General features: G+C 34.5%; 24 protein-coding genes and 5 pseudogenes. 23 read left to right on the top strand and 6 right to left on the bottom strand.

The genetic code is table 11. From position 1 onward, the window contains the following. Nucleotides 1-62: 62 nt before the first annotated feature. The 3 genes from AC1DTM_RS08965 to AC1DTM_RS08975 form a co-directional block, all read right to left on the bottom strand. Entirely contained in the window at nucleotides 63-419 is a 357-nt protein-coding gene (locus tag AC1DTM_RS08965) for a hypothetical protein (protein WP_088099791.1), read from the bottom strand. 363 nt (nucleotides 420-782) lie between these two features. Next, a complete protein-coding gene (locus AC1DTM_RS08970) occupies nucleotides 783-2,006 on the bottom strand; it encodes a ParM/StbA family protein (protein ID WP_088099792.1) in 1,224 nt (407 codons plus the stop codon). Nucleotides 2,007-2,205: 199 nt separating this feature from the next. Continuing rightward, nucleotides 2,206-2,415 carry a hypothetical protein gene (locus AC1DTM_RS08975; RefSeq protein WP_133059547.1) on the bottom strand — a complete coding sequence of 70 codons (210 nt, stop codon included), beginning with the start codon at nucleotides 2,413-2,415 and terminating at the stop codon, nucleotides 2,206-2,208. A gap of 60 nt (nucleotides 2,416-2,475) precedes the next feature. Here AC1DTM_RS08975 and AC1DTM_RS08980 point away from each other — a divergent pair, with 60 nt between their 5' ends. The 3 genes from AC1DTM_RS08980 (at nucleotide 2,476) to AC1DTM_RS08990 (ending at nucleotide 4,693) form a co-directional block, all read left to right on the top strand. After that, nucleotides 2,476-3,054 carry a DUF3967 domain-containing protein gene (locus AC1DTM_RS08980; protein ID WP_088099793.1) on the top strand — a complete coding sequence of 193 codons (579 nt, stop codon included), beginning with the start codon at nucleotides 2,476-2,478 and terminating at the stop codon, nucleotides 3,052-3,054. A 399-nt stretch (nucleotides 3,055-3,453) separates the two neighbouring features. Then, the gene (locus AC1DTM_RS08985; protein WP_088099794.1) at nucleotides 3,454-4,554 is read left to right on the top strand and encodes a response regulator aspartate phosphatase; all 1,101 of its coding nucleotides are present in this window, start codon (nucleotides 3,454-3,456) and stop codon (nucleotides 4,552-4,554) included. A 1-nt stretch (nucleotide 4,555) separates the two neighbouring features. Further along, nucleotides 4,556-4,693: a Phr family secreted Rap phosphatase inhibitor gene (locus tag AC1DTM_RS08990; RefSeq protein ID WP_088099795.1), complete on the top strand. Its 138-nt coding sequence runs from the start codon at nucleotides 4,556-4,558 to the stop codon at nucleotides 4,691-4,693. Nucleotides 4,694-4,939: 246 nt separating this feature from the next. Here AC1DTM_RS08990 and AC1DTM_RS08995 read toward each other — a convergent pair whose 3' ends face one another. The 3 genes from AC1DTM_RS08995 to AC1DTM_RS09005 all read right to left on the bottom strand — a co-directional run bounded on the left by AC1DTM_RS08995 (nucleotide 4,940) and on the right by AC1DTM_RS09005 (nucleotide 8,077). Further along, nucleotides 4,940-5,131 (bottom strand): hypothetical protein, encoded by a 192-nt coding sequence (locus AC1DTM_RS08995; protein ID WP_165762459.1) that lies wholly within the window; start codon nucleotides 5,129-5,131, stop codon nucleotides 4,940-4,942. A gap of 1,167 nt (nucleotides 5,132-6,298) precedes the next feature. After that, entirely contained in the window at nucleotides 6,299-7,270 is a 972-nt protein-coding gene (locus AC1DTM_RS09000) for a Replicase RepFR55 (RefSeq protein ID WP_088099797.1), read from the bottom strand. A 315-nt stretch (nucleotides 7,271-7,585) separates the two neighbouring features. Beyond that, nucleotides 7,586-8,077 carry a helix-turn-helix domain-containing protein gene (locus AC1DTM_RS09005; protein WP_088099798.1) on the bottom strand — a complete coding sequence of 164 codons (492 nt, stop codon included), beginning with the start codon at nucleotides 8,075-8,077 and terminating at the stop codon, nucleotides 7,586-7,588. Between the two features lie 205 nt (nucleotides 8,078-8,282). Here AC1DTM_RS09005 and AC1DTM_RS09010 point away from each other — a divergent pair, with 205 nt between their 5' ends. From AC1DTM_RS09010 to AC1DTM_RS09105, 20 genes and pseudogenes are all read left to right on the top strand, one after another. Then, complete coding sequence (locus tag AC1DTM_RS09010) at nucleotides 8,283-8,486, top strand: helix-turn-helix domain-containing protein (RefSeq protein WP_088099799.1); 204 nt, start codon at nucleotides 8,283-8,285, stop codon at nucleotides 8,484-8,486. 6 nt (nucleotides 8,487-8,492) lie between these two features. Continuing rightward, nucleotides 8,493-8,814: pseudogene (locus AC1DTM_RS09015) on the top strand (TRAG family protein); the annotation flags it as partial. Nucleotides 8,815-8,851: 37 nt separating this feature from the next. Further along, nucleotides 8,852-9,395, top strand: a pseudogene (locus tag AC1DTM_RS09020) (hypothetical protein). A 103-nt stretch (nucleotides 9,396-9,498) separates the two neighbouring features. After that, complete coding sequence (locus tag AC1DTM_RS09025) at nucleotides 9,499-9,747, top strand: hypothetical protein (RefSeq protein WP_088099800.1); 249 nt, start codon at nucleotides 9,499-9,501, stop codon at nucleotides 9,745-9,747. Between the two features lie 557 nt (nucleotides 9,748-10,304). Continuing rightward, a complete protein-coding gene (locus AC1DTM_RS09030; protein ID WP_088099801.1) occupies nucleotides 10,305-10,748 on the top strand; it encodes a hypothetical protein in 444 nt (147 codons plus the stop codon). Between the two features lie 29 nt (nucleotides 10,749-10,777). Then, nucleotides 10,778-11,002 carry a hypothetical protein gene (locus tag AC1DTM_RS09035; protein ID WP_016103744.1) on the top strand — a complete coding sequence of 75 codons (225 nt, stop codon included), beginning with the start codon at nucleotides 10,778-10,780 and terminating at the stop codon, nucleotides 11,000-11,002. Between the two features lie 31 nt (nucleotides 11,003-11,033). After that, nucleotides 11,034-11,342 (top strand): hypothetical protein, encoded by a 309-nt coding sequence (locus tag AC1DTM_RS09040; protein WP_016103745.1) that lies wholly within the window; start codon nucleotides 11,034-11,036, stop codon nucleotides 11,340-11,342. 103 nt (nucleotides 11,343-11,445) lie between these two features. Further along, nucleotides 11,446-12,531: a hypothetical protein gene (locus AC1DTM_RS09045; RefSeq protein WP_016103746.1), complete on the top strand. Its 1,086-nt coding sequence runs from the start codon at nucleotides 11,446-11,448 to the stop codon at nucleotides 12,529-12,531. Nucleotides 12,532-12,546: 15 nt separating this feature from the next. Next, nucleotides 12,547-13,824, top strand: a complete 1,278-nt coding sequence (locus AC1DTM_RS09050) for a hypothetical protein (protein WP_477000176.1) — start codon at nucleotides 12,547-12,549, stop codon at nucleotides 13,822-13,824. Between the two features lie 18 nt (nucleotides 13,825-13,842). After that, a pseudogene (locus AC1DTM_RS09055) lies at nucleotides 13,843-15,447 on the top strand (VirD4-like conjugal transfer protein, CD1115 family); the annotation flags it as partial. A 600-nt stretch (nucleotides 15,448-16,047) separates the two neighbouring features. Further along, nucleotides 16,048-17,862 (top strand): reverse transcriptase/maturase family protein, encoded by a 1,815-nt coding sequence (locus tag AC1DTM_RS09060; RefSeq protein ID WP_199715813.1) that lies wholly within the window; start codon nucleotides 16,048-16,050, stop codon nucleotides 17,860-17,862. A gap of 104 nt (nucleotides 17,863-17,966) precedes the next feature. Next, nucleotides 17,967-18,938 (top strand): annotated as a pseudogene (locus AC1DTM_RS09065) (TraG/TraD/VirD4 family protein); the annotation flags it as partial. A gap of 58 nt (nucleotides 18,939-18,996) precedes the next feature. Next, nucleotides 18,997-19,206: a hypothetical protein gene (locus AC1DTM_RS09070; protein ID WP_477000177.1), complete on the top strand. Its 210-nt coding sequence runs from the start codon at nucleotides 18,997-18,999 to the stop codon at nucleotides 19,204-19,206. A gap of 23 nt (nucleotides 19,207-19,229) precedes the next feature. Beyond that, entirely contained in the window at nucleotides 19,230-21,647 is a 2,418-nt protein-coding gene (locus AC1DTM_RS09075) for a pLS20_p028 family conjugation system transmembrane protein (protein ID WP_477000178.1), read from the top strand. A 47-nt stretch (nucleotides 21,648-21,694) separates the two neighbouring features. Further along, nucleotides 21,695-21,982: a DUF5592 family protein gene (locus AC1DTM_RS09080; RefSeq protein ID WP_088099818.1), complete on the top strand. Its 288-nt coding sequence runs from the start codon at nucleotides 21,695-21,697 to the stop codon at nucleotides 21,980-21,982. Nucleotides 21,983-21,996: 14 nt separating this feature from the next. Then, nucleotides 21,997-22,809 carry a hypothetical protein gene (locus tag AC1DTM_RS09085; protein ID WP_088099817.1) on the top strand — a complete coding sequence of 271 codons (813 nt, stop codon included), beginning with the start codon at nucleotides 21,997-21,999 and terminating at the stop codon, nucleotides 22,807-22,809. A 15-nt stretch (nucleotides 22,810-22,824) separates the two neighbouring features. After that, nucleotides 22,825-24,762, top strand: coding sequence for a VirB4 family type IV secretion system protein (locus AC1DTM_RS09090; protein ID WP_088099816.1), 1,938 nt, complete (start codon nucleotides 22,825-22,827; stop codon nucleotides 24,760-24,762). A gap of 4 nt (nucleotides 24,763-24,766) precedes the next feature. Then, nucleotides 24,767-25,894 carry a bifunctional lytic transglycosylase/C40 family peptidase gene (locus AC1DTM_RS09095; RefSeq protein WP_088099815.1) on the top strand — a complete coding sequence of 376 codons (1,128 nt, stop codon included), beginning with the start codon at nucleotides 24,767-24,769 and terminating at the stop codon, nucleotides 25,892-25,894. A 27-nt stretch (nucleotides 25,895-25,921) separates the two neighbouring features. Beyond that, nucleotides 25,922-26,500, top strand: a complete 579-nt coding sequence (locus AC1DTM_RS09100; protein ID WP_088099814.1) for a MerR family transcriptional regulator — start codon at nucleotides 25,922-25,924, stop codon at nucleotides 26,498-26,500. Between the two features lie 21 nt (nucleotides 26,501-26,521). Then, nucleotides 26,522-26,938: pseudogene (locus AC1DTM_RS09105) on the top strand (hypothetical protein); the annotation flags it as partial.

Here is a 26,938-nt window from a genome sequence, read left to right on the forward strand (position 1 = left end):
CCATGGTCTTTTTACACTGTCTACTTAAAGGGGATAATATCACTAAAGGTCTTCTTTACTAGTTAGAAATCAAGCTCTTCGTTATCTTCTTCAGAAATCCCACCAAGTACTACCCTAGCGTTAATAATTTTACCTTCTTGCAATATGGGCTCCTCTGTTTTTAAATCTTCTTGTCTTTGTGCGGGAACCAATCCATTAGTAAGTAAAAGATCCAATTTATTTTCAACTGTATCTAAAAGATTTAACCTCTGTTCTACATTATCTAATTTCTGCAGTAGTTGCTCATAACGTTTTTCATTTTGTACCAGTTCAACAACAAATGCTGTTAATTGTCTACCATTAGCTTTTTCATTAAGGAGCTTATATACATCTTCAGGCATATTATCAGCATGTAATGCCATTTTTCTATTTTTAGCCATTATCAGCACGTCCCTTTATTTCAACGAATTTACCGAAAGAAATCTCCTTCCTCAAGCGTGTGAAGGTCGATAGCCCAAAGGTAGCTGGGAGATTTCTTTCGGTTTGGCATAGCCAATAACTTTTGATAAACTAGCTATATGAAGTTCTTTGATAACTTGATATATGAGGTTGCAGGAAGAAAATAGAGTGCGAAAACCAAGCCATTCGGTTCCTGCGTAAAATATTAACCGTACCAAGAGAGCGTCCAAGCGTTGGACATCTAGGGGTGGAACACCCCGAAGTAACGCTCAGGGAGACGAAAGGTTACTTTCGTCGTGGAACTGAGAAGCTCCCACTTCAAGCTTTGCTAAGTGGCGAGTAGTTCACGCTAACTGTCCCTTCATTTCATCAATTACTTTTAATTCTAATGCAGCTAGATTAATTGTACGTGAAGTTGGAGCAAATACTTCTTTATCGCTATTTTGAATAATATCGTTCAAGAAGAAGTGATTGTTTTTAGCAGCCATTTCAGACATATGATTCAATAAAGCGAGACGGATGTATGGTTCTAAAACGGGTGCTTCGCCTCCGATATAAATGAATTTCAATACTGTATTCGTACTAGAGGGGATGAATACATCAAGAATTTTAGCAACTAAAATTCTAGTATATTCTTTCAGTGCCTCTACAATTTCATTTGTAAAATCATATTCTTCACCAGTATTTTCATTCGATAGTACATACTTTTGTACTTTATAATTATTAACTATAAATTTCTCTAATGTTCTTAGATCCTTAAAGTATTGAATCAATTTTTCTTTTCTAAAGCGTTCTAGGTATCCTAAGAATGGCTCAATATCGATAACTTGGAAAGAATCTCTGTGCTTAGGTGTAGTAAGTCCTTTACCTAATCGTACAGCATCTGTAGAACCGCCACCAATGTCAGTTAAAACTACTTCATAGTCATCGAATCTCTCAGATTCATATCGCTTTTCAATACTAATTACATTGGTATTCTGATCTTTTGAAACCATTTTATATTTTAAAGAATGTCTAGCAACTTCTGATTCATTTCTACATTTTGCTGAATGGACTGTAATAGTTAGTTCTTTCTCCATTCCTGGTGTTAACACTTTAACTTTATGTTCACCGATAAATCTTTCTTCCATTTTTTTATGGGCAATGCTAAATTTCTCTTCGCGTTTTAAAAGCCAAATTGGAAGCATCATACTCATGTGTTCAACTTCAACTTCATTATCTCCTTGATCAGCGTTAAGGGCATGATAATATGCAATTGCTCCTAAAAAGCATACGTATGGGATAGGACTATTTATTTTATCGTGCATCTTATTTACATGTGAGTTTGCTAACTGATTATCTTCAGCTAATTGCCCAACTAAATAGTAAGACTCTTCACCTTCGATTTCAGTGGAAATTAGTAATCTATCCAGTAAATCTTCTGGTCTAGAAATACGATCAACAAGTAAATCCTCAGCTTTTTTCTTTGAAATTTTAACTACATTCGTTGCAAGTTCAATATAATAACCATCAACCATGAAATTATTAAAACTATTTCCGAAATCCGCTACTTTTCTTCCAATTTTCATTTATAATTCCCCCTCTATACATTAAGTACGACTTAAGTGCTACTTTTGATTATGTTTTAGCACATTTAATCAAAAATAAGAACACTTTAAATAATAAGTACGACTTGAATCATATTTATTATTTAATTAACCTATATACTTAAAAAATTCAAAATAAACAAGGAAATACCTTCTTTCAAACGAATTAAACACATAACAGTTAGACGCCGACATGTCGGACATAAATGATGATGAATAACAGTAAAACAACAACATGACCGACATAAATGATGATGAATAACGGTAAAACAACAACATGACCGACATAAATGATGGTCAACAACGATGTAATGACAACATGACCAACATGGATGATAATCAACAACAATGTAATGACAACATGACCGACATGGATGATAATCAATAACAATACAATGACAACATGACCGACATCGATAACAACAAATGACGATGGGGGGAGGACGATGAAATGGATAGGGAAGAACCTTATAAGAAAACATATTCCCTTGCAGATATAGCAAGGATGCTTGGGAAGCCACGGACAACTCTTCAGGCCTGGCGGGATCAATTCAAACCATATTTACCAACCGTCGCTGGGACGAAGGGGCGAACGCTGAGATATGAACAGGAAGCATTAGAGCTTTTTAAATTAATTGCTAATATGAAAGATGCACAAGAGCCACCAGAAATAATAGAACAGATGTTAAAACGAAATGTAGATTATATTGTAGTAGAAGAGAGTGATGAAGACAACGAAATAACGAAACCAATTATTCAGACGATGTATGAGAGTATGAAAGAGGTTTCTATATATTTTCAAGAACAAAAAGCTATGAATATGGAACTTTTAAAACGCATAGACAATTTAGAACAAACTAATCAAACACTAACGAACAAGATTGATGAACAGCAAAAGACTATTGATAGAAAAATAAACAATAGAGATCAGCAGTTATTAGAAGTGGTTCGAGAAATACAAGAAACCAAGAAGTTAGTTGCGTCTTCTCAACAAGAAAAATCATGGTTCTCTAAATTATTTAAAAAATAACTTAAATAATACGTGAAAAGTAGGAAGCTTGTAAGTTATTACAAGCTTCCCTATTTTTTATAAATTTGATATGTCCCCTTAAATAATCACAATATTGTGTATTCAGAATAAAGCTGGTTATTTATTATAACGATTAATAATTTGTAAAAAATTTTGATATAAAAAGATAAATAGTATTGCAAAGAATTCGAATTGAGGAGGAATATTTTTATCCCTCTCTTATATCTCAAATATCTCTAACTATTGATATGGATGTATTAATGATAAAATAATTATTCGCTGAATATTCAGTTAATTATTGAAACATCTCTTTTTTCTAGATTAATATTTTGTTTATCTGCTATCATTTTATTATGAGAATATTCCCTTTATTATATTATGGGGTGATGGGAGGATTATATGAACATACAACTGAAGGGGAATGAACAGTTGACGGAGTTATTAAATGAGTGGTATTTACAAATTCGTGCAAGAAATAGAGAGAATTCTATACGTCTAAAAAAAGAAATTGAGCAACAATTTCATAATCTTACAGGTGATCAAAATTTACTTTTTTATTATTCACTTTTAGATTTCCGTTTTAACTACTTACTTAACAACCTGAATATTTCGAAGAAAAGTTTTGATAAAATTGAAGCTTTTCAAACTCCACCCGATTCTGACGATTTTCTAGCATACTACTATCACTTTTTTAAAGCAATTCATTCAAAATCAGTTGGACTTTACAATTTGGCTGAAGAACACTATAACGAAGCGGAAAAGTTGTTGATTTATATTCCAGATGAATTAGAGAAGGCTGAGTTTTATTATAATTTAGCTGTTTTTCATTACCATATATATCAATCACTTTTAGCTAACAAGTACGTTACAATTGCTAAAGATATATTTTTAAAGAATACAGATTGTGAAATCAAAATTGCTTATTGTGATAATTTGTCAGGATTAGCATGTACACACTTAAAAGAATATAAATTAGCAGAAGAGTACTTTATTTCAGCTATAGATCAATTTAGTAAATTTGGTAACGACCGTGATGTCTTAATTGGTCGACAAAATATTGGTTTTATGTATGCTGAACAAAAACAATCTGTCTTAGCTATTAGGTATTTATCGGAAGTAAATGAAAAAATGGTTGATAATTATAAAGCGCTTATTGTAGAAGCCAAGCAACGAATGAATTTAAACGAAACAGATATCGCACTAGAACTAATTGAAAAAGGATTAGAAATTTCAAATAAGCTTGAACTCACTGAATATCAATATCGTTTTAACATTACAAAAGAATTATGTACTGATAATCCAACAGAGCATCTAGAGAAAGAAATATTAGCAGGAATGGATTACTTTAAAAGCGAAAACTTATGGGAGTATGTGCAAGAATATAGTGAATTATTAGCTGTTAAATTTCATGCTGAAAAGAAATTCGAAAAAGCAAGTATGTATTTTTATTTAAGTTATGAAGCAAAGGAACAGGTTTTAGAAAAGGAGGCATTGAAATAACATGAAAAAATTGAAAATCATCTTAATGAGTATTATGGCAGTAGGGATTCTTACACTTGGACTAAACTCTCAAAGTATTGAGAATTCAACTTTAGAGAAATACTCAGTGTATCTTATGGCTGATGGAAATACTGGCTGAAAATTGATTATATAAAAAGGGGTGATAACCATGAAAATCCATGGTTATCACCCCTTTTTATATTAACCGAAGAGATATGCTACAAATCCAATAGCAGCTATAATACTTTCAATATTAATAAATAAACTATTATTCCAAATAACAAATAAGCAAGATAATAAAAACTGATTGCTACAAATACTTCGATTACTAAAATCCCCAAAACTTGTAATATAAATGTTTTAAAAACATTCAATACACTTAAAATCATTCCTTTTTGTCTTTATCCATATTATGTCTTATGCTTTGTCTCATACAACTACTATATTGTAGATTATACTTAGAGCATTTATTTATATCCAGATTTCTTTCTATAGGTTTACTTACTGTCTCTTCTTCAATCTTTTCTTCCGATTTTTCAATATCAGCATCTTCCGGTTTATTTTCTTCTTTTGCCACTCTATTGGATATTTCATTTTCTTTAGAGGATTTATGGTAATTTTTAAATATAAAACAAATCATTATTTATTTTAAATCATAATGATTTACATTATTTTCAGAACTTCCACCATTTTTTTCTTCTTTATTTTGTGATGCTACAATAAGTTGTTTTGTTTATTGAATTTCTCTAACATGCGTTAACAGTAACGAATTATGTTCATTATATCCGTTCTCTAAGCGTTCTATTGTTTCCTTCTGAAACATTATTCGCTTTATCTTTAATACAAGGAGCAGATAAAACAGCCTTCACAGCACTTTCAATGCTCATTCCAGCTTCTTGGATCAGATTTTTTATCTGTTCTAGTACTTGGATATCTTTTTCAACAATAGCACGACTATTTTTTGTACCTTTGACAAAAGAGTAGTTTTCTTGTTCTAAAGATAAACACCATTTTCTCAGCGTACTGGTTCCTATCTCTAATCGTTCCGCAACTTCTTTTGTCCAAAATGAGCGTTCTTACAACTGTTCTACCTCCTTAGTCTTTATATAGAACGCTTCCACATTAATTGTTAAAATCCCTACACTTTAAAGTCATTTTTTATAAAAAGATTCCCCATGCCTCGTTATAAATTACCATATAAAATATAAAGAAACTTAATTTCTACAAATATTGATAAGGATAAGATATTAAATTTACAATATAGCTATTGATATTGTAGTTGTTTAGGGAACCATTATGTCTATTTCAGGTTCTTATTTATATATTAGACAAGATATGTAGGTTCTCCCTAAAAAGAGACAGAATTTCCTTTTTAAATTTAAGCCTGATTTAAGATCATCTTAGTTATTAATTCTTGTTTTAAAAAATTAAATTCAATAAAAACATTAGAATTCATTTTTGAATTGTGACTCTTACTCTGACAAGCATTTCAAGATTTCTTCTTGGTAAAATTCAAAGTTAAATCGAGAGTAAATGATAGAATTTTCGGTTTATATAGAGTGTAAATTTTATAGATAAATAGATAAGAAAAATATTAAAATGTTAAGGTAATGAGAAGATTTTTAGAAGATGTTTATGTGAAAAGCGATAATTTAAGAAGGGTATATATCAAGACATAGCAAATAGCCTTGCTTGTATATAATTTTTTGAGCAAGGCTATTTGCTATGTTTTTTAATTTACAAATTATCGTTGATTTGTATTCAATTTTCGCAGGATCGGATCAAACTTTGGGTCATCAATCCAATTGTAAAAATTGAATTTTGTTTCATATTTTTCTTCACATTCAACGTTAGCGTTACGTTTGTTTCTTTGCTTAGTTTTTTCAGTATACATCTTCATAAAATGAGCAGGGTTGCTTGTTTCAGCATTATTATATTTGAACCATTTGATGCATTCTTCAAAATCCCATCGTTGATAGGTATCGATATTTCTTGGCATTCTTAAAGCAATTGTATAAGCATTCTTTTCTGTTAAATATGTGACAGGTTGGCTCATAATATATTGGTATGCTTTTTTCTGATCTTCACTTAAATATACATCTATATCCTGAAATCTATCAGTAGTATTTTTTGTATAAGTATTCGTTGTTGCTAGTTCTTCAAAATTTAAAATATCTATGCCATTAGATGAGACATTCTGTTCTTCATGTTCGGATACAGCAGTGATCTTGAAGGTTTTCTTCTTTAAAATTTCAGTGAAAGTAGAGCATACATCAATTGTTACAGCCCACTTTACCTTGAAGTATTCTATAATTTTCAAGTAATTGTTATGTATGGTTAATATGTAAATCGAAGGGGCAATTTTACCGTGTCTTCGTACTTTGATTTGTTGGCATACTTCCAAGTCTTGTAACCAATTAAACACATAGTTAATAATTGGTTTTGAAATACCTGATTTTTTTCTGATATGGTCTTGCTTTACTTGGGAATAGCCTTCTTGTACTAAATACGATAAAACAGTTTCTAATGCTTCATATTTTCGGTTGGTAAGATAATCTTTTGTAGTAACACCTTCATATTCTAGGACAATACTATCAATATAAGTAATAACTTTCTTGATTGCTTGATTAATAGCACCAGGTGTTTTGGATAAGTGTTTGATTCGGGGACTTAATTCGGCTTTTGCTCGACTGAGCAAAAAGTTTTGAAGTAACACAAAAAAACCTCCTATTTTTTCCACCACAAATATACAGAAAAATAGGAGGTTTTTATTCACATTATAATTTTCACATGATATAATAAATATGTAGAAATTATAAAAGATAAACCCCCTACTTAAATCGGGTTTTTAATTAGTTCAGCGGCCAAACTGATATGCTAATTAAAAACGAGGTGTGGTAGGGTTTATTTTTTTATTTAATATTTATAACTATAATAAGGTTATATCTCTTTATATGTTTTATTGTATAACTATTATTATGAGTTATCAATTGTTAATGTTAGAATTAGTGAATGTAAATAAAAAAAGCCTCTAGTTATTTGAACTAGAGGCTTTAATTTCGTATTGAATGTATTTTCTGAAATTGTCATACTCTTCTTGTAACTTATTATATTTATAACTAATAAATTCTGTATACTCATGAAGTTGCGTTTCTAATTGTTCTTTTTTGTTTACTGGTAATGTAAGTAGATCATTATAAAGATCACTTGTTATAAAAGGTACTTCTGAAATTTGTTCATCCTCTATATGGGTATCCTTATGTTTTTTGTTTTCTTCTAAAACCAATATATTATCTTGAATATCCTGAGTGTTGCCGATCAGATAATCAGTACTTACTCCGAAAAGGTTTGCTATAACTATTAGAACGCTATATGGGGGTTCAGCACCTTTATTTTCCCAGTTGCTGACCGTAGTTTGAGCAAAACTTGTTCCGGTGATCTTTCCTATTTCTTCTCCCAATTGTTTCATGCTCCAATTAGCCTCTAATCTCAGTGTTTTCACACGTGCACCAAAAATACTCATTCTTATATTGTTCCTCCCTCTTAATTTCAAGATATGTTGTACATTTATTTGCAAGAAATACATCTGTTATAACTCCGAAGAAGGTTATTTAACTTTTAAAGTGATGAAAATAATAAAAAAACTCAAAAAAACACTGAAAAATAGTTGATTTAACTTCAAAAGTGATATATCATGTTTGTAAAGATAACCGAAAGGAGGTTAGGTGATGACATTAACATGCGAGAGAAAGACTCGGAATTATTCTTTAGAGTCCCTATCTCAGGTTTTAAATATTAGTCCTCAAGTGCTTCACTCTATTGAGAAAGGCAAGGCAGGATTGAATGCAGAACGAGCGGAAAAAATTGCTCATTTTTTTAACAAACCTATAGAATATTTTTTTGTACCAACGTATTACAGAGTTCGTAATTAACTCTAGCAACATGATTATTGGATAGAATCCACTACAAAATTATTGGCAGGAAGTATTTTGTATCTGGATTAACGCCATAAAAGCTTGTATTACCTAGATGTGAAAAAAGTTATTGAGTTCACGAAAAAATATATGAAAGTGAAACCAACTTGGTAGAAGCCGTGAATTCGCTTGAAAATGAGCATCCAGCTTATTAAATATTCCATGAGCTAGGCCTTTATTCAAAAGAAACAAGGGATGCGATAATTATCACATTGTTATACATTCTTGAAAAACATCAACGTGAAATGCAAGGGGAACAAAAAAGTACTTCTGGTTTCAGTACTAGTCATGAGATGAAAATGAAATAGAAAGGAGTGTAATACATGTTTGGTGTAGCTAAGAAGTATACAAAGGTGATTAGAGCGTTGGGAAAGAAAAGGACTGCAGGTACTATAAAAGCTCGTTTTGGGGCTTATAAATCGGTCATAGAAGGTGTGAAAAAGACAACGGATGATTTTATTTTCATTTTTGATCCGAAAGGCATCTTTTATGAAGATACACATAATGAGAAACGAGAACAAGGGTATCGTATACTCAAACATGATTTACTGGCTGGATCTGAAACAAAAAGCAGTTGTGTATATCAGTGTAGAAACACAAGCAAGTACGTACCAAGATAGAGGAGAAGCATTATCAAGTTTTCTTCAGCATCTGACAGAATGCAAGAATATAAGACCAATTCACCTGGTATTTCATCAATATGATTTGTACCCAATCCCTCATATGGAGCAGTTTTTGAAAGAAAGCGTAACATACCACATTTATCATTCGATCGTAGTTGAATCTCACTCCGCATTACAGCACATCTATGGAGAAGAAGCAGCGCAACGCATTATCACTTCGTACAACACAACAATCCTAGCATGATATAAAGCACTCGTTCACTATTTTATCCTATCTAGATGGCTAGAAAACTATACAAGGGAGGAACGTTTTTCTCCCTTCTTAATCAAAAATAGGAGGCGATCATATGGGAAAAGAACAAAAGCTCACATTTTATGATATTTCGGCATCACAAGCTCATAGTATCAAAACTTTTGATGGGAAAACATACGAACTGAAAGGTGCCATTGCAATTGAAAATAGCACAGGAAGCATTGAAAAGGTAGCTCAAATTTATTATCAAGTGCGTTCGGTTAGAGATGAACATCAAAACTTAATTGCAAAACGGAAACATAAACAAGCGGAATTAGTAGCTGTAAAACAAAAATGTAAATAAAAAAAGCGATTTTGAAGTGTGCTGAGAACCTAGCACAAAGTAATTTGCTCTTTGACAATTTAGATATATATTGCGTATGTCTTTCCTTAAAGTAATGATGTAGAAGGATGATATACGGCAAATATATATGCGTGCCTCCCTTCAAAAGGTCACTAGAGGGGGTAGGTATACGATTATCGTTTGATGAGTAAGATCGTAAAACTCATCTGTGACCACTGGGAAATGCATTGTATCAAAGATCTGTTTGTGTCAGTACTCGTGAGGAATATCCCATTTTGACATTCTGAAGAAGCGACGAGCATCACAAACCATAGATACATAAGGTTCTACGTTCATGCCAAAATACGTAGTGCGGTATTGGGCATATAGAAACTAAGTCGGGATTAGTCTCTATACGCATACCAATACAGGGTTCGTCATTCCAGCCACAAATGATATTTCCATTTTATATCCCACTTTCCTTAAAATATTATAAAAAAGGACAGATGTTGAAGTTTAAATGTTTCTCATCACACTTCAAAATCGCTTATAAAAATATAGCAAAGGGAGGAACATATATGAGTCGTAAAGGGTGGATCATTTCCGCTGTTGTTGGACTGTTAATTGTAATTGGTATTGGTTCAACATTTGTCTTTAGCTCTGGAAAAGGGGAAGTAATGGAACTTAGTCCGTTAGAAATGAAAAAATTCATGAGTGAGGATGGCACGGGATTTGTTATGCTAAATTCCACCAAGAAAAAAAGAGAGGATTGGCTTCATGCTGTAAAAAAAGTAGCACAACAAGAAAAAGTCCAGGTACAAGAATTAGATGAAGAGGGTAAAGATATACCGGGTTCAAGTAACCCGTATGATTGGGGATTATCTCAAAAAAGAGATTCACTAGCATATTATGAAAAAGGAAAATTAAAAAAAGATATTAAAATCCCACAAATTAAACCATCAGAACTTGAAAGTGAACTTAGTTTTTTTGTTAAAAATTGCAAAGAGCAATATCAGAAGTAATCACATAATCATTGAAAGGTGGTGATACAGTGGCGATTACACAGAAGGAATTAAAAAAAGAAAAAGATATGGTAGCAAACCTATTAAGAGCCAATGGTCAGGATTATAACCATTGGCTTCATTTACATCATCAGAAATACATTGAAGAAAATCAAGATCTAGTAATGAAAGCTTTACAAGCTTATAAAGCAACATCAACAGAAGTAAAAGAAGACAGCAAACCGAATGAAACAAGTCAGCTTAGTAACGTATAAGCATCTAAAAATGAAAAGGGAGTGAATGTATATGTCAATGTTGGAAACAGTAGCTCAAATGTTAGTGTTAGGTGATGCGATGGATGGTCTAATTAATACGGGTAATTCATTTATTACATGGATGCAAAGAGGAGCACAGGTTAGTACAGCTATTGTATTTTGCTATGCCGCTTATCTATTAATTTGGGGTGGTGAACGAGGAAGACATAAATGTGTTGGGTGGTTTCTTGGTGCGGCAGCCGGACTCGTTATCGTAATGGGATGCATGTACTTATCAGAGAGTGTAAATAGTAATGTTAAATTTGGTCAAATCTTATTTCCATTTCTTTGGATGAAATAGTGAATAAATATGAATAGGACAATGAGGAAGCTATGCAAAGGGTATGGCTTTTTTTGTTGCCTTTTTTCATGGAATTTAAAGTAAATGTGAGGAAGGAGAAGCCATGTTTGTCATTTTTAATAGTAGTAATGGAACAGAAATTGAGTCGGGTAAGCAATATTCGTTTCATGAAGCTTACATCTTAACCAAACGATTAGAACGTGTTTATAGAGAATCAGGGCGACAAGAACATATTGATTTCGATTTGTTAGATGGTCATTCTAATGAAATTTATAACGGTACTTTATCACTTGGTTCGAGATATGCAGATCATATTTTTGATCACATTTCTAAAAAAATGAATGTGATGCAATTAGATCCAGAACAAGAGGAACAAAAAAAGGAGCTGTTAGAAACGTTAGAAAGGGAAATCAATGATTCTCCTTTTCATGAAGAATATGAATATCAAGAAGAATTATCAGAAAGAAAAGAAGAACCCTCTTATAGTCCATCGGATGAAGTGAAAACACAAGTAAAGCCTGGAAAGGAAAATAGAAAAGGATTCAAAATTATTGCGAGTGTCATAGGAAGCGTGGTGTTAATTGGAGCTGGTGCCATATTTGCCTTTAAATTATTCTCTTCCGAGCCAGTTTCGAGTGCAAATGCTGGTTCTGAACAATACGTAGTAAAAGGATTACAACAGGCAGCCATTCAACAGTATGGGGAAGCTGTTAAATACTTCGATAAAGTCAATTACACAGAATTAGATAAAGATAGTCAGAAGGCAGTTTTATTTACTTATTTATTAAATGGAAAAGCAAATAAGGCATTACAATATGAGCCGAAATTTGCAGAAAGTGTGGTTGCTTATTTTATTGGGATAGACAACATGAATAAAATCAATGAAATTGATGTCAAAAATGATGTAATCGACTTTGAAAAGGCAGCGCTTGATAAAAAATATGAAGAGGTAATCAAGCTCAAAGGGAAAGTCAATATGGATGGTAGGCGTGAAAAGCTCATTGTTGAAGCCTTTGTAAATCTAAAAAAATATGAAGATTGTTATTCTTTTGCCAAAACGCAAGGAAACAAAACCTTGATGAAAGAGGTCAAAGAATTAGAAAAACGGGATATTCAACAATCTACGATAAGCGAAGAGGAAAAGAAAGCCAAGATTGAAAAGATTGATAAAGATCTAAAGGACATCTAAGGGGGAAAAAATAACATGCCATTAAATTATGAGAATCTGTATAAAAAAATGGGAATTGTTTTTCTTGGTGGTTCATTGATATTGGGCACTACAGGGTGCAGTTGGTTTGGAAGTAAGGAATCTTCAAAAAGTAAGTCAGCTATTACAAAAAAAGTAGATAAAAATAAGCCGGAGGAAAAGAAAGAAAATCTGAACAAACAAGATTTTGAAGCAATTACAGAAAACGCAATTCAAAGTAAAGATAATGAAGTTGCTTATGTACTCGAAGAATTGGATAAATCAAAAATTAATTTTAAAGAAAAATCTATTGTAAGTAATCTTCAAAATGGGGATGAAACCACTTCTCGTGTTCTAGCACTCTTTGATAAAGAAACAACAGATAAATCAATTCAAGATACAGCAAAGGATAATGTGATTGCAGCTATTACAGATAATAAGCCACAAGTAATCGTGAATGGAGATCATTTTGCGTTTGGCGATCAAAATATTGATTCTTCAGTAGCGAGTATAGGAGATATTCTTCTACCAGAGAAGAAGCTAGATGAAATTGTGAATCCACCAGTTACACCGGAAGGTGAGAATGGTAGTACGGAAAATACAGGGACAGAAAAACCAAAACCACCTATAGAGCCACCAATAGTTCCAGAGAAACCAACAGAACCGGAGAAACCAACAGAACCAGGTAAACCAACAGAACCGGAGAAACCAATAGAACCAAGTAAACCAACAGAACCAGGTAAACCAACAGAACCAGAAAAACCAACAGAACCGGAAAAACCAACAGAACCAGAAAAACCAACAGAACCGGAAAAACCGACAGAACCAGAAAAACCAACAGAACCGGAAAAACCGACAGATCCAGAGAAACCAACAGATCCAGAAAAGCCAACAGATCCAGAAAAGCCAACAGATCCAGAGAAACCGACAGATCCAGAAAAACCAACAGATCCAGAGAAACCGACAGATCCAGAGAAACCAACAGATCCGGAAAAACCAACAGATCCGGGTAAACCAACAGAACCGGAAAAACCAACAGATCCAGAAAAACCGACAGATCCAGAGAAACCAACAGAACCAGAAAAGCCAACAGAACCAGAAAAGCCAACAGATCCAGAGAAACCAACAGATCCAGAAAAGCCAACAGAACCAGAAAAGCCAACAGAACCAGAGAAACCAACAGATCCAGAAAAACCAACAGATCCAGAGAAACCGACAGATCCAGAGAAACCAACGAATCCAGAAAAGCCAACAGAATTAAATAAACAAGAATCAAAATCAGATATAACGGTTTAAAGGGGGATTTACTTACCCATGTATAAAGATGAAATATCAATTAAATATAAGTTAGCTGAAAAAAAAGTACTCATTCCATTGAGTACTTTTTTGTTTGTAGGAATGTTTTTAATCGCTAATTTTTTACTCAATTTGACTTTAGAGTTAATAAGAACAACATTTAGTGATTTATTACATCCAAAACCATTTCATATGGATATAGGATTTCTTTTTCAAATGCCGATTGCAGAGCATCCGATTTATTACATGCTTGTTTTCCTTGTAGTAATTGGAACCATAGTAAGAACAGTGTACAAATTGAAATCTTCCTTTAAAAACTTAAATAATCATCAGAAAGGATCTAGTCGTTTTACAACAGTTGAAGAGCTGAAAAAGCAATATCGAGCCGTACCAGATCGAGAGAAATCATTTAAAGGTGGCGGTGGTGTTGTTATCTCTCGACTAGGTGACAAAGTATTCATTGATGATAGTCCTGTAAACAATTTAATCATTGGTACAACTCGCTCTGGTAAAGGGGAAACATTTGTTTTTCCAACGATAGATGTTTATTCCAGAGCGGAGCATCAGCCTTCTTTAATTATTAATACACCAAAAGGGGAACTATTTACGGCATCGAAAGATACCCTGGAAGAAAGAGGGTATCACATTGAAGTTTTGAACTTGTTAAACCCGCTTGATTCTATGAGTTATAACTTATTGCAGCTTGTAAAAGATGCTTATAAAGATGGAGATTATTCAACAGCGCAAGCACTATGTAAAACACTTTCTCACACTTTGTATTACAACCCAACTGTCAAAGATCCTTTTTGGCAACAGTGCGCTATGAGCTTGTGCAATGCCATGATATTAGCTGTTACGGATAAATGTATTGCAGAAGGAACAGAAGAAAAAATCACAATGTATGCAGTAGCAAATATGTTATCAGAACTTGGTTCAAAAGAGGTAATCGTAGATCCGGAAGCAGATCCACAAAATGCATTAGATTTATACTTTGAAGGTTTGCCAGCAGACAGTGTTGCGAAAATGCAATATGCAACCTCAAACTTCTCGAAAGGAACGACACGAGGCGGAATCTTCACCCAAACAATGAACGGACTCTCTATCTTTACGTTCGATGAAATTGCAAAAATGACAGCAAAAAACAGTGTAGACTTAAAGCGTGTAGGTTTTGGGAAAACCATTAAAGGAAAAGCAATACCTAGAAAACGAGTGGAAATTATATTCCCGGATGGTTCAAAAGAATCTGTAAAAACAGATGTTATAGGACGTTTTGTATTGGATTTCAAACAAAAAATAAAAGTGAAGGACACAATACAAATTATTGAAAAAGGGAGTGATAAAGAAATAATAGTTTCTATTACGAAAATAGATGATAAGACAGGGGATACAGAGTTTCAATTGTTAAAGAAACATGAAGATATACAGGTAACAAAGATTGACTTCTTTGATAAACCAATTGCTATCTTTATGATTACACCAGACTATGATTCTTCGAATCATGTCATTGCTTCTATTTTTGTAAGACAGCTCTATTTCATATTAGCGAAGGGGGCATCGCTTGCTCGAGGGGGAGAATGCCACCGTGAAGTAGTATTTTTACTTGATGAATTTGGCGTGCGCCCATACGGGCATGTAGAGAATCTCCTTAGACAAGAGATGGGAGTCTGTGCTTAACCCATTTACCACCTTGCTTACCTAGAAGGGGAAACCCGGAGGGGACCAGAGCATGCAAGGAAAGCCCTAAGTTACCAAAATGACCTAGGTACGACTGAGGGGCAAGGTAAAAATGTTATGAATAAGGATGAAGGCTAAACTGCTTGAACCATAGTCCAAAGTGGAGTATCGTCGCCCGAAGTGCAGGGTCATTGAAACGCTTCGCAGTCTAAGAATGGAAATATTGCCGAAGTTTCCATTGAACATACGTGTTACGTATGGCAGACCAAAGACTGACTAACTTGAATAACAAGTAACGGACGAAAGTGGCATCCGACATCATAATTAGTCTAGTCTCTATATGTACTAAATGGGGATTACCTAACTTGGAGCGCCTCGTAAGGAGGCTATTGAGGATGATACCAAGTGTAAAAAGCAAGGTATGTGGCTCATGAAAATCCAATATGGTAACGGAGTTCTCGTAGTAGTCAGAGCGAGGGAAAGCCTCGTACAAGGCGAAGGAGAACAGTCTTTTCGACTAATATTAAATTGGGAAGGGGCGTGAGGCTCTTGCGAAGCCCAAAAATCGTATTAGAAAATCTAGCATCTCACAGTAAGAAAGCAGGGTACAAATACAAGAAATTATATCGAAATCTGTACAATCCATTATTTTTCCTTGAAGCCTATCAAAACATATACGCTAGCGAAGGAAATATGACCGCTGGAACAGATAGAAAGACCATTGACGGAATGTCTAAAAGAAGAATCTCAGGATTAATTGATAAATTGCGAGATTATTCTTATCAGCCAAAACCAGTAAGAAGAGTTTATATTCCAAAGAAAAATGGAAAAAAGCGTCCGTTAGGCATACCTTCCGTAGAAGATAAGTTAGTCCAAGAAGTCATAAAAAACCTATTAGAATCTATCTATGAACCGACTTTTAGTAAGTTATCTCATGGCTTCCGTCCTGAAAAGAGCTGCCATACAGCTTTAATTCAGGTTAAAGGCACGTTTACTGGGAGTAGATGGTTCATCGAAGGTGATATTGAAGGCTTTTTTGACAATATTAATCATCATATCCTTATCTATATTCTAAGGAAGAGGATAGATGATGAACAATTTATTGCGCTTATATGGAAGTTTCTTAGAGCCGGTTACTTAGAAGACTGGAAGTTCCATAAGACGTTTAGTGGTACACCACAAGGTGGTATACTTAGCCCTTTATTAGCGAATATTTATTTAAATGAATTAGATAATTTTATGAATCGGTATAAGTCAACTTTTGATGTAGGAAAGATTAGAAGGACAAATCCAGCTTATTCTAAAATACAACATCAGATAAGTAGGGCTAAGAAAAAACTAAGGGAAGTTAAAGAAAAAGATGAAGTACGGGAAAAAGAGTTGACTAATAAAATACGTGAGTTATTAGCTGAAAGAGAACGCACACCTCAACGATATCCAATGGATGAGAATTATAAACGAATTCAATATGTGAGATACGCCGATGACTTTCTAATTGGAGTTATTGGGAGTAAGGAAGATGCGAATAGAGCAAAGAAAGACATCGCTAATTTCTTGAAATCTAAACTTAAGCTAACATTATCCGAGGAGAAAACACTTATAACAAATACAAGAAATAAGGCTCGATTTTTAGGTTACGACGTTAAAGTTGGACGAGATTTCCACTCCAAACGACGAAGCGATGGAATAAAAACAAGAGCATTCTCGTTAAAGTGTGAACTATATATGCCTACTGATCTTGTTTATAGTCGCCTATTTAAAAAAGGGGTAATAAAAATCAACCAAAAGACAGGTCAATGGAAACCAATTCACCGTCCAGAGTTAATTAAATTAGTGCCTCTTGAGATTTTAAGGAACTATAACGCTCAAATACGTGGAACCTATCAATATTATCAACTGGCAGTGAATGTGTGCCATTTAAACAGTTATAAGTATCTCCTGGAATACTCTATGTATAAAACCTTAGCAAATAAGTACCGTACTACCTTAGGCAAAGCTAAACAAAAATTTATGGTGAATGGAATATTCCAAGTCAGTTATAAGACAAAGTCCGGCAAGAAAACGGAAGTGCTTTATGATAAGGGATTTCGTAGGAATAAAGCTCCTATAACTAAAAAGGATATAGAAAAACTTCCTTCGGAAGTATCCTACCAATCCCGAACATCGCTTATTCAAAGGTTGATGGCTAATCAATGTGAATGGTGTAAGGCTGAAGAAGGCTCAATGGAAGTTCATCATGTTCGAAAGTTAAAGAACCTTAAAGGGAAAAAGAAATGGGAAAGACAGATGATAGCAAGGAACCGTAAAACAATGATACTTTGTCGAAAGTGTCATCGTGACCTGCATAACGGGAAGCTAGACTGAAGAGACGGAGAGCCGTATACCTTGAGAGGGGTACGTACGGTTCGGGGGGGAGTTCTCGGAAACCTAAGACCGAGAGGTCTTAAGGCGCCGGGTTCTTACCCTACAACATGCCGAGTATTGAAGGAATGGCGAATATTATTACGGTTTGTCTCGGTAGAAATATACGCTTTAACCTTGTTGTTCAAGCGTATGCACAAATAAAAAATAAGTATGGAGATGATGCAGATACCATTGATGGAAACTGTGGGAATACCATCTACATTCTAACAAACGATCAAGAAACAGCCGAAAAAGTGTCCAAAAAGCTTGGGAATCAGACAATTAACCTACCTTCCCGAAGTGGAAAAGGTCTTTCTACTGATAAAAATAAAACGGAAGGTCTAGATCAACGACCATTGTTAACATCAAATGAACTGATGAGTTTTAAAGAAGGAGAAAGTGCTGTTATTCGTGTTATAAAACGTCAAGATAATGAGCGGAAACGAATTAGACCACGACCAATTTATAATACAGAAGAAACAGCCTTAAAATACAGATGGGAGTACTTGGGAGTAGAGTTCGATACAGATAAATCTATTTTAGATATAGTTATTGATTCCCTACATGATGATGTAGATCCGAAAAAACTCATTGTAGATTTTTTAGGAGAGAGAAAGGCAGAACAAACCAAGAAAGAAGCACCAGAGCCAGAACAGGAAACTTCTTCACCAGTAGAGCCACCGCAGCCAACAGAAGAACCTAAAATGATGGGGATTGATGAAGACATTCCAGAAGAGGCGTTTCAGCAAGAAGATAATCCATTTGATTCACTCACTATTGAAAATTGGAAATCGAAAACGGTTATTGAATTTTTTGAAACTGATTTAGCGGTTTTGAAACTGGTTGATAAGTTCTTTTTAGCACAGTTAGGGAAAGCCATAGATGAGGTTGAAAATCAAGAAATGGGCGAGTTTTACAGTGAATTTCAAATGTTGGCTCACAATGACCATATCGACAAAGGTGTTTATCAAGCAGTTGAAAATAAGATTAATCGAATTTTACGTGATTTAGAAGAAAAAGAGCACGTAACGAGTTAGAAAAGCACTCAATTATTTGAGTGCTTTTTTGAATCCAAACATAAAGGAGGAAGAGAGAATGAGTGTACCGATAATAACGGATAAAATGCAATTGATTTTAGATAGTTACTCGCCATTCGTAACAGAAGAAAATGAGGTCATTCTTGGTCTAGAAGATGCGGTTCTTTTMCTTTCAGTAGATCGGGAACAAAAAGGGAAATTGATTATTCGTATTGACAGACTGAATGAAAGGGTGAATTGGACAGCAAAGGAAGTATTAGGGCAGTAGTAAGCAAGAGAGGAGGGTGAATGGTGAAAGATGAAGAGATTTTAAAAATTTTAGAAGAGTTCTCGGATTATCTTCAAGTTGGTGACATCGTTAATTATGTATTTCGCTGGATAGGATGGTTCTTAATTGTCGGTTTATCTTTAGTTGTAGATGCATTAGAAGGTGTTACAGATGCCATACTCGGGATTAAAGGGTTCTTTAATTCACCACAGATACAAGAGTTTGTTGATATGTTATATCCAGTGTTCGTCGTTCTTTTAGCCATATCTTTTTTATATATTGGCTACATGTTCATTATGAACAAACAAATGAACCGATCTCAAATCATCATCAATATTTTCATTACTCTGTGTGTGCTATGTCTACTAAGTACTGGTATGACAAAGGTCGATAAGTTCACAGATGATGCAATTGTGGTTGTGAAATCAGAGCAAAAAGGCTCTTTGAGTGATGAAGTTATTAAGAAGAACATAACGGATATTGCAGTAATAGATCAAAATAAGTGGAAAAAGAAAGAAGATATGAGTCCGAAAAATCATATTCCAGAAAAAAGCATTAGACAGATAGATATTACAGAAAAAATTGATTCGGATTTTGAGTTCGCAAAAGATAAAAAGTTAACAGATGATGGACAGAAAATATTGAAAAATAAAAGGGTAATGGATGGGCTAGGAACCGCATCTTTAGCAGAATTGAAAGATGGCTGGTTTGATTTCTTTCCAGAAAAGTATTATCGCTGGCATTGGAACTTTTGGAATATCTTCTTTACTTTACTGATAACAGGTGCAACGTTGTTATTGGTAAGTATTAAGTTAGCTAGATTATTTTATGAGTTGGCATTTAACTATTTGTTAGCCAATATTTTAGCACCAGCAGATATTGCAAATGGTCAAAAATTGAAAGTAGTACTATCGAATATCCTCAATATATTTATAGCAACAATTATGATATTCCTATCTTTAAAGCTATATATAATGGGAACGGCGTTTCTCCATGACAAATTAAATGGTGTACCTTATCTTATTGCATTAGCCGCATTTAGTATGGCAGTTCTAGATGGCCCGGCAGTTGTAGAAAGGTTATTCGGTATAGATATTGGATTAAAAAGCAGTTGGGGCATGTTAGCAGGTGGTTTAGCAGGTGGTTTCGCACTTGGTAAAGGAATTGGTAGTCTTGCAAATTCAAAACCAATGAAAGGTCTAGGAAATATGATTGGAAAAGGAGCAAAAGGTGCAGCAAAAGGGGCTGGTGTTGCAGTAACAAAAACCGCAAATGCGGCTGGGGGTATGGCAGGTATCATAGGTGGCTTGAAAAAAGGGAATGAATCCGGAAATAAAGAGTCTTTGCAAGATCAAATGAAAAAAGCGGGTCAAAAAAAAACACAAGGCAATGATGTAGCAAATAAAGAAAAGGAAAAAGGTAACTTAAATAAGGAAGAAGATAAAAATAATGGTGGTACTCCATCTATTCAAGAAGATATGAAAAAAGAAGGGAATGAAAAACCAGAGGTAGCAAATGGGCAAGAATCGGGAACAACAAGTCTTCAAGATGAAATGAAAGAAGCTGGAAAAGCAAATGGAGCGAGTGAAGGAAGTCCAACAGCAGGAACAGTAAGACAAGGAGCAAGTGAAGGAAGTCCAACAGCAGGAACAGTAAGACAAGGAGCAAGTGAAGGAAGTCAAACGGCAGGAACAGTAAGACAAGGAGCAAGTGAAGGAAGTCCAACAGCAGGAACAGTAAGACAAGGAGCAAGTGAAGGAAGTCAAACGGCAGGAACAGTAAGACAAGGAGCAAGTGAAGGAAGTCAAACGGCAGGAACAGTAAGACAAGGAGCAAGTGAAGGAAGTCAAACGGCAGGAACAGTAAGACAAGGAGCAAGTGAAGGAAGTCCAACAGCAGGAACAGTAAGACAAGGAGCAAGTGAAGGAAGTCCAACAGCAGGAACAGTACCAAGCGGAGGAAACCCGGCACCAATGGAAACATCAAGACCAGTATCAAGTGGAAGTAGCCCGGCACCAATGGAAACATCAAGACCAGTATCAAGTGGAAGTAGCCCGGCACCAATGGAAACATCAAGACCAGTATCAAGTGGAAGTAGCCCGGCACCAATGGAAACGCCAAGATCCGTGCCAAGTGGAAGTAGCCCGGCACCAGCCGATATCGTAACGGTGACACACAGTAGCCCAATTATTCCTTATGAAAGTGATAGAGAAGTGGCAGCAAGTAGAAGTCATGAAACACGGACATTAGGACAATATACAACAGATAAAGTTAAAGATACGACATCATCCATGAAACAAAAAGTAAAAGGAGTGCAAGAGCGAATTCATAACTCTGAAACGGTACAAAATACAAAACGTTTTTATCAAATGGGTCAAAATACAGGTAAAAGTTGGAGAGATATAGTGAGCAAAAATAAAAAGAATACAGATGAAAAATAAGCGTAATCGTACGCTTATTTTTTATTATCGAAAAGGAGGGAAACCCGATGAGAAGCTATCGGATTCCGAAGGAAATCAGTACAGAATTACGGATTAATAAAGTGCTATATCTAATAGATTTCTTCTTATTGATGGGTTTATTAGTTGTAACGATGATTCTTAGGAATTTCGTACATGATTCCTTACAATTACCATTTGTTATTTTCATGGCAGCTATTGCAATTATTATGATTTGGCGACCAAGTACAAATCCTCAAAAACGGATGTATGAAGTGTTGATTATTACATTGCTAAGAAGAAAAGGTGCATATTGTGCCATTGATAACGATCAATAAGGGAGGGGTCACATATGGCGTTATTCAGCGAAAAAGATGTAGAAAAAGAAAAGCCAAAACAAATAGAAAGACCGAAGAAAAAGGCATTTCATTTTAACGAAAAAAATGTAAARGAATCATTTTCTGAACCAAAAGAAATTGTTAAGGTGGTACCCACCGAAAAGAAAGAGGAAGAACAAAAAAAGGCAGAAAGCAAAGTGAAAAAGCAGAAGAAAGAAAAGCCAAAGAAAGATGTTGTGAAAAAGAAAAATCCAAAACTTTTAGGCTTTTTATCTAGAAAAAAGAAAGAAGCACCACCAAAAGTGAAGAAAAGTATTGCGGAAATTATGCAAATCGTAGATATGACGGAGGATGGAACATTTGAATTGAAAAATGAGGAGTTTTTAGAAATCCTTCAAGTCGAAGGTGACGATATGTTCTCTAAGAATAGCGAAGAACAAGCATTTGTTATTTTCTCACATGCTTATTTTTATCAAGCCTACAAACAGTCAATTAAACTCGTTTTTTTAAACTTCCCATGTCAAACAACCGAACAACAACGGTATATAGAGAAAAAAATCAAAGAATGTACCAGCCCTTTGTATGAACGAATTTTAAATCAGAAGTTAAAAGAACTTCAATTTTTAGAATGGGGAAGAACAAATCGTGAAGCTTTCTTATTTATTTACGGAGAAACGGAATTAATCGTAAAAGAACGTGTGGATTCAGCTAAACGGTATATTAAACGCTCTACCGAACTATTAGAGGTGGATGAAGAGAAAAAGTTAGAGCTTATGTTTAAATTGTTTAATCAAAATGCGAAATTGGGAACGAAAAATATATGGTAGTGAGGGGGAAACAAGATGTTTGCGTTCAAAAGTAAAAAATCCAAAAAGGAAAAACAAAAAGAACTAAAAAAGAAGAAAGGTTACAACCCTTATTTAGTAGCTAGGGTTCAGCCGCAAGGGGGAATAAGTTTTAAAGAAAATTATGTGCAAACAGGTGATGGATTGGGTACTTGTGTACATGTGTTTGACTATCCAACAGAGGTAAATGATTTTTGGTTAGAGCAAATTATGAATATGCCAAACGTTATTACAACATTAGATGTGATGAGTGATGATCGTAGAGAGGTCGTTGAATCCATTAATAAATCTTTGAGTGAACAAAGTGTTCGGCATGATACAGCGAAAGATAATATAGATCGGATTGATGCGAAAAATGAATTTTTAGAACTGGAAGCTCTATATACGGATTTGAAACAGGGTGAGGTCATGAAGCGTATCCACATCCGTATCTATGTTTCCGCTAGAACAGTAGATGAGTTAGAAAAACAAGTAAAAGAAATCATGGAAACATTAGAATCCTATAACTTTCGAGGAGCTGTCTTTTTAAATGAACAAGAGTATGAATGGGATGCACTCGTATCGAGCTTTGATACACAAAAAAACTATGTGAACCGAAGAAAAGGGAAAGAAATTCCGGCAGTCAGTCTGGCTGGTGGGTGTCCGTTTCACTATTCCTATTTGCACGATCCATACGGTACGTATTATGGAACAACGAAAACAAAAGGAAATGTTATTTTTGATATTTTTCATAAAGACAAACAAAGGAAGAGTTATAACGGAGTAATGATTGGAAAGCCTGGTGCTGGAAAATCAACATTGTTAAAAAAGAAAGCCGTTGATTATGCAAGTAAAGGTCATTTCATTCGCATTTTTGATGTTGTAGAAGAGTTTACGGATACGGTAGATGAGCTAGGGGGAAAGACAATTGCATTAGATGGATCGCAAGGTCAAATTAACCCACTTCAGGTATATAAGACGGCAGAAAGTGAGGAAGTTAGTTTCATTCAGCATTTATCTAAACTGACAACTTTTTATCGTTTTATTGCACCAGAAGCAAAAGATGATGAAATTAAAGAATATGAAAATTTGCTTCGGAAATTATATATTCGTATGGGATTATGGAATGATACAAAAGGGGAAACAAATGAAATTACAACAAGAAAACCCAAAGAATATCCTATCTTCTCTGATTTTTTAACGTTTGTTCGTAAAGAATTATATCAAGATGTAGAAGGTAGAAAGCATCATGATAATTTAGGAGAAAGTAGAATCCATCGTTTAGAATTAATTGAATTAAATCTTATGAATTTAGTAGAAGCATATGCAGAATTATTCGATGGACATTCTACAATTGAAGATTTCAAGAAAGAACAAGTTGTATCTTTTTCCTTACGGAATATATCCAGTTTTAAACCGGAAGTGTTTCAAGCGCAAATCTTTAATGTATTGAATCTCCTTTGGGATGAAATGATTTCAAATGGTGCGCCTCAACTAAGAGCCTTTAACAAAAAGCAACTTGATTTTGAAGATGTTGTTCGTTATTTCATTATTATTGACGAGGCACATCATATTATAAACACGAAAAAAGAAAGCGCTCATGCTCTACGATTTTTAATCAAATTTAGTCGAGAAGATAGAAAATATTTTGCAGGGCTTTTATACGCAAGTCATAGTATACGAGATTTTGTACCGGATGGATCGTCACAAGAAATGGTGGATGAAATTAAAGTGTTATTTGAGTTAACACAGTACAAATTTATTATGCAACAAGATAATAACAGTTTAGATATGTTACGAAAAGTATTTGCTGGACAGTTAAGTGAAAGTGAAATTGCAGCAATCCCACATTTACCAACAGGGGATGTCATTTTAAGTATTGGAGCTGTAAAAAATATTCACTTTCATGTAGAAGTAACAGACGAAGAATTGATGTTATTCGGAGGAGGTGCTTAATACCATGCATCTGGTTTTAAAGATAATACCAAAGAAATGGCTCATCACTTTAGCATTAATTGTGATGGGTCTTTTTTCTTTTCTTTTACTTGGAGTCGTTAGTATTTTTATTGCAGCAATGGGGAGTGATAGTGGAACAGACACGGGTGATATTACGTATACAGGTGATGGGCAAGTGATGAATGTTTCGCCCGAAGTTTTGAAATGGGAACCTACGATTCGGAAGCATGCAAAAGAGTTTGGCGTAGAACCGTTTGTCGCTTTAATGCTTGCACAAATGATGCAAGAGAGCGGAGGGCGTGGCAGTGATCCGATGCAATCATCGGAGGGTGCTTTTAATACGAAATATTGTAAATCACCAAACTGTATTACCGATCCAGATTACAGTATTTGGGCTGGTGTACAGGAATTTAAACATGCGATAGAAAGAGCTGGTGTAACGAGTCCTGGTGACATGGATCATATCAAAACAGCCCTCCAAGCGTACAACTTCGGAACAGGTTTTTTTGATTTTGTTAATTCAAATGGTGGCAAATATACAAAGGAATTAGCCATAAAATTCTCACAGGAGCAATACAAAAAAGTAGCCCACACTGGAATGTATCATTGCCTTAGACCAGAAGCTGTACCGTATCAAGCGTGTTACGGGGATATATTGTATGTTGATGCGGTTTTGAAATATTATCAGCCGGGTTCTGTCGTTTCTGGTGGTGGAGGAAATCCAGGAAGTGGTGGAAGTAGTGGTTCAAAAGTTGCCGATGTAGGTCGTCAATGGATAGGACGTTCTACTTATGTATTTGGTGGTGGACGTAACACAAATGACATTGCAAGAGGGATTTTTGATTGTAGTAGTTTTGTACGCTGGGCATTCGAACAAGTAGGAATGAATGTAAGTCCAATGGGAGCTGTAAGTACGGAAACATTAAATAAAATCGGTACAAAGGTATCAGCAAATGATATGAAACCGGGGGACGTTATATTCTTTGATACTTACAAACATGATGGGCACGTTGGAATTGTAATTGATAAAAATACTTTCATTGGATGCCAAACAAATAAAGGGGTTTTCATTGAAGATTTAAATAATCCGTATTGGCAAAAAGTCTTTTCTGGTCATGTAAGAAGGTTCTAAAAATCAAAAGAATAGGAGACTGTAAGAATGAAAGATAAACGCAAATTTTTGTTTATTGTGTTTGTAATTTTAGTCGTAGGTGTGACAGGTTTTAATATCTACTTGAGTAAAAAATCAATGAGTGATGGTAAAGAAAAACAGTTAAAGCTTTCAAATGAATTACTAACAAGACAGAATGAGGATTTAAAGAAACGGCTGGATAAGGTACTTCCTTCCGCACAAGAACAACAGAGAAGAGCGTATTTATCGACAGCCGAAACGTTTATTCAATTATCTTTTCATCGAGAAAAAGAAGGCTATAATGAGCGGAAAGAAAAAGCAAAATCCATTATGAGTGAAGAACTTTTACAACAATTCTATCCCACTGACAAATACGAGTTAGGAGATACCTATAAAACGAAACCCATAGAAATGAAGTTTTATTTACAAGAAAATGAACCCGATCAAGAGGAAGTAAATGTGTTAGCTGAATTTATAAATGTCACGACTGATTCAACACAAAATCGAGAAGAAAAAGTCGGAAATGTGTTGCGAATCATCATAAAAAAGGAAAAGGAAACATGGCGAGTTACAAGTGTAGAAGAGCTCAATATGAAAGTTTTATAACAAAAAAGGTGAGGTGAGAATGTGATAGGTGCAATCGGTAAGAAGAGTGAAAGAATCAATTTGAGAAGAAATAAGTCATGGATCTACATGGCAATTATCAGCTTTCTATTTTTAGGTTTTTTCGCTTTTTTGACATCTAAAATTTACATGCCGAACGAAGAAAAACTATTCCATACGGAAACGAATAAAGTAATCAAGTTGTCCGGAATGGGGAAATTGATTGTAGAACAAAGGGAGTATAATCCACATGAAAACTTCATAGAAATTCGATTTCGGATAGAAAGATATGAGGAAACTGGATTTACGTTTAAGGCACAAGAAAAAGGAAAGCCAGGTGTTCAATTACCTGTCAAAGTGTTGTATGAAGAGAACGGAAATTACGTGGTAGAAGTCAAAGAATTATCTCCAAATTGGGGAGCTTTAGCTTTAGGTATTTAC

The sequence above is a fragment of the Bacillus sp. P4_D3 genome, from assembly GCF_056401855.1.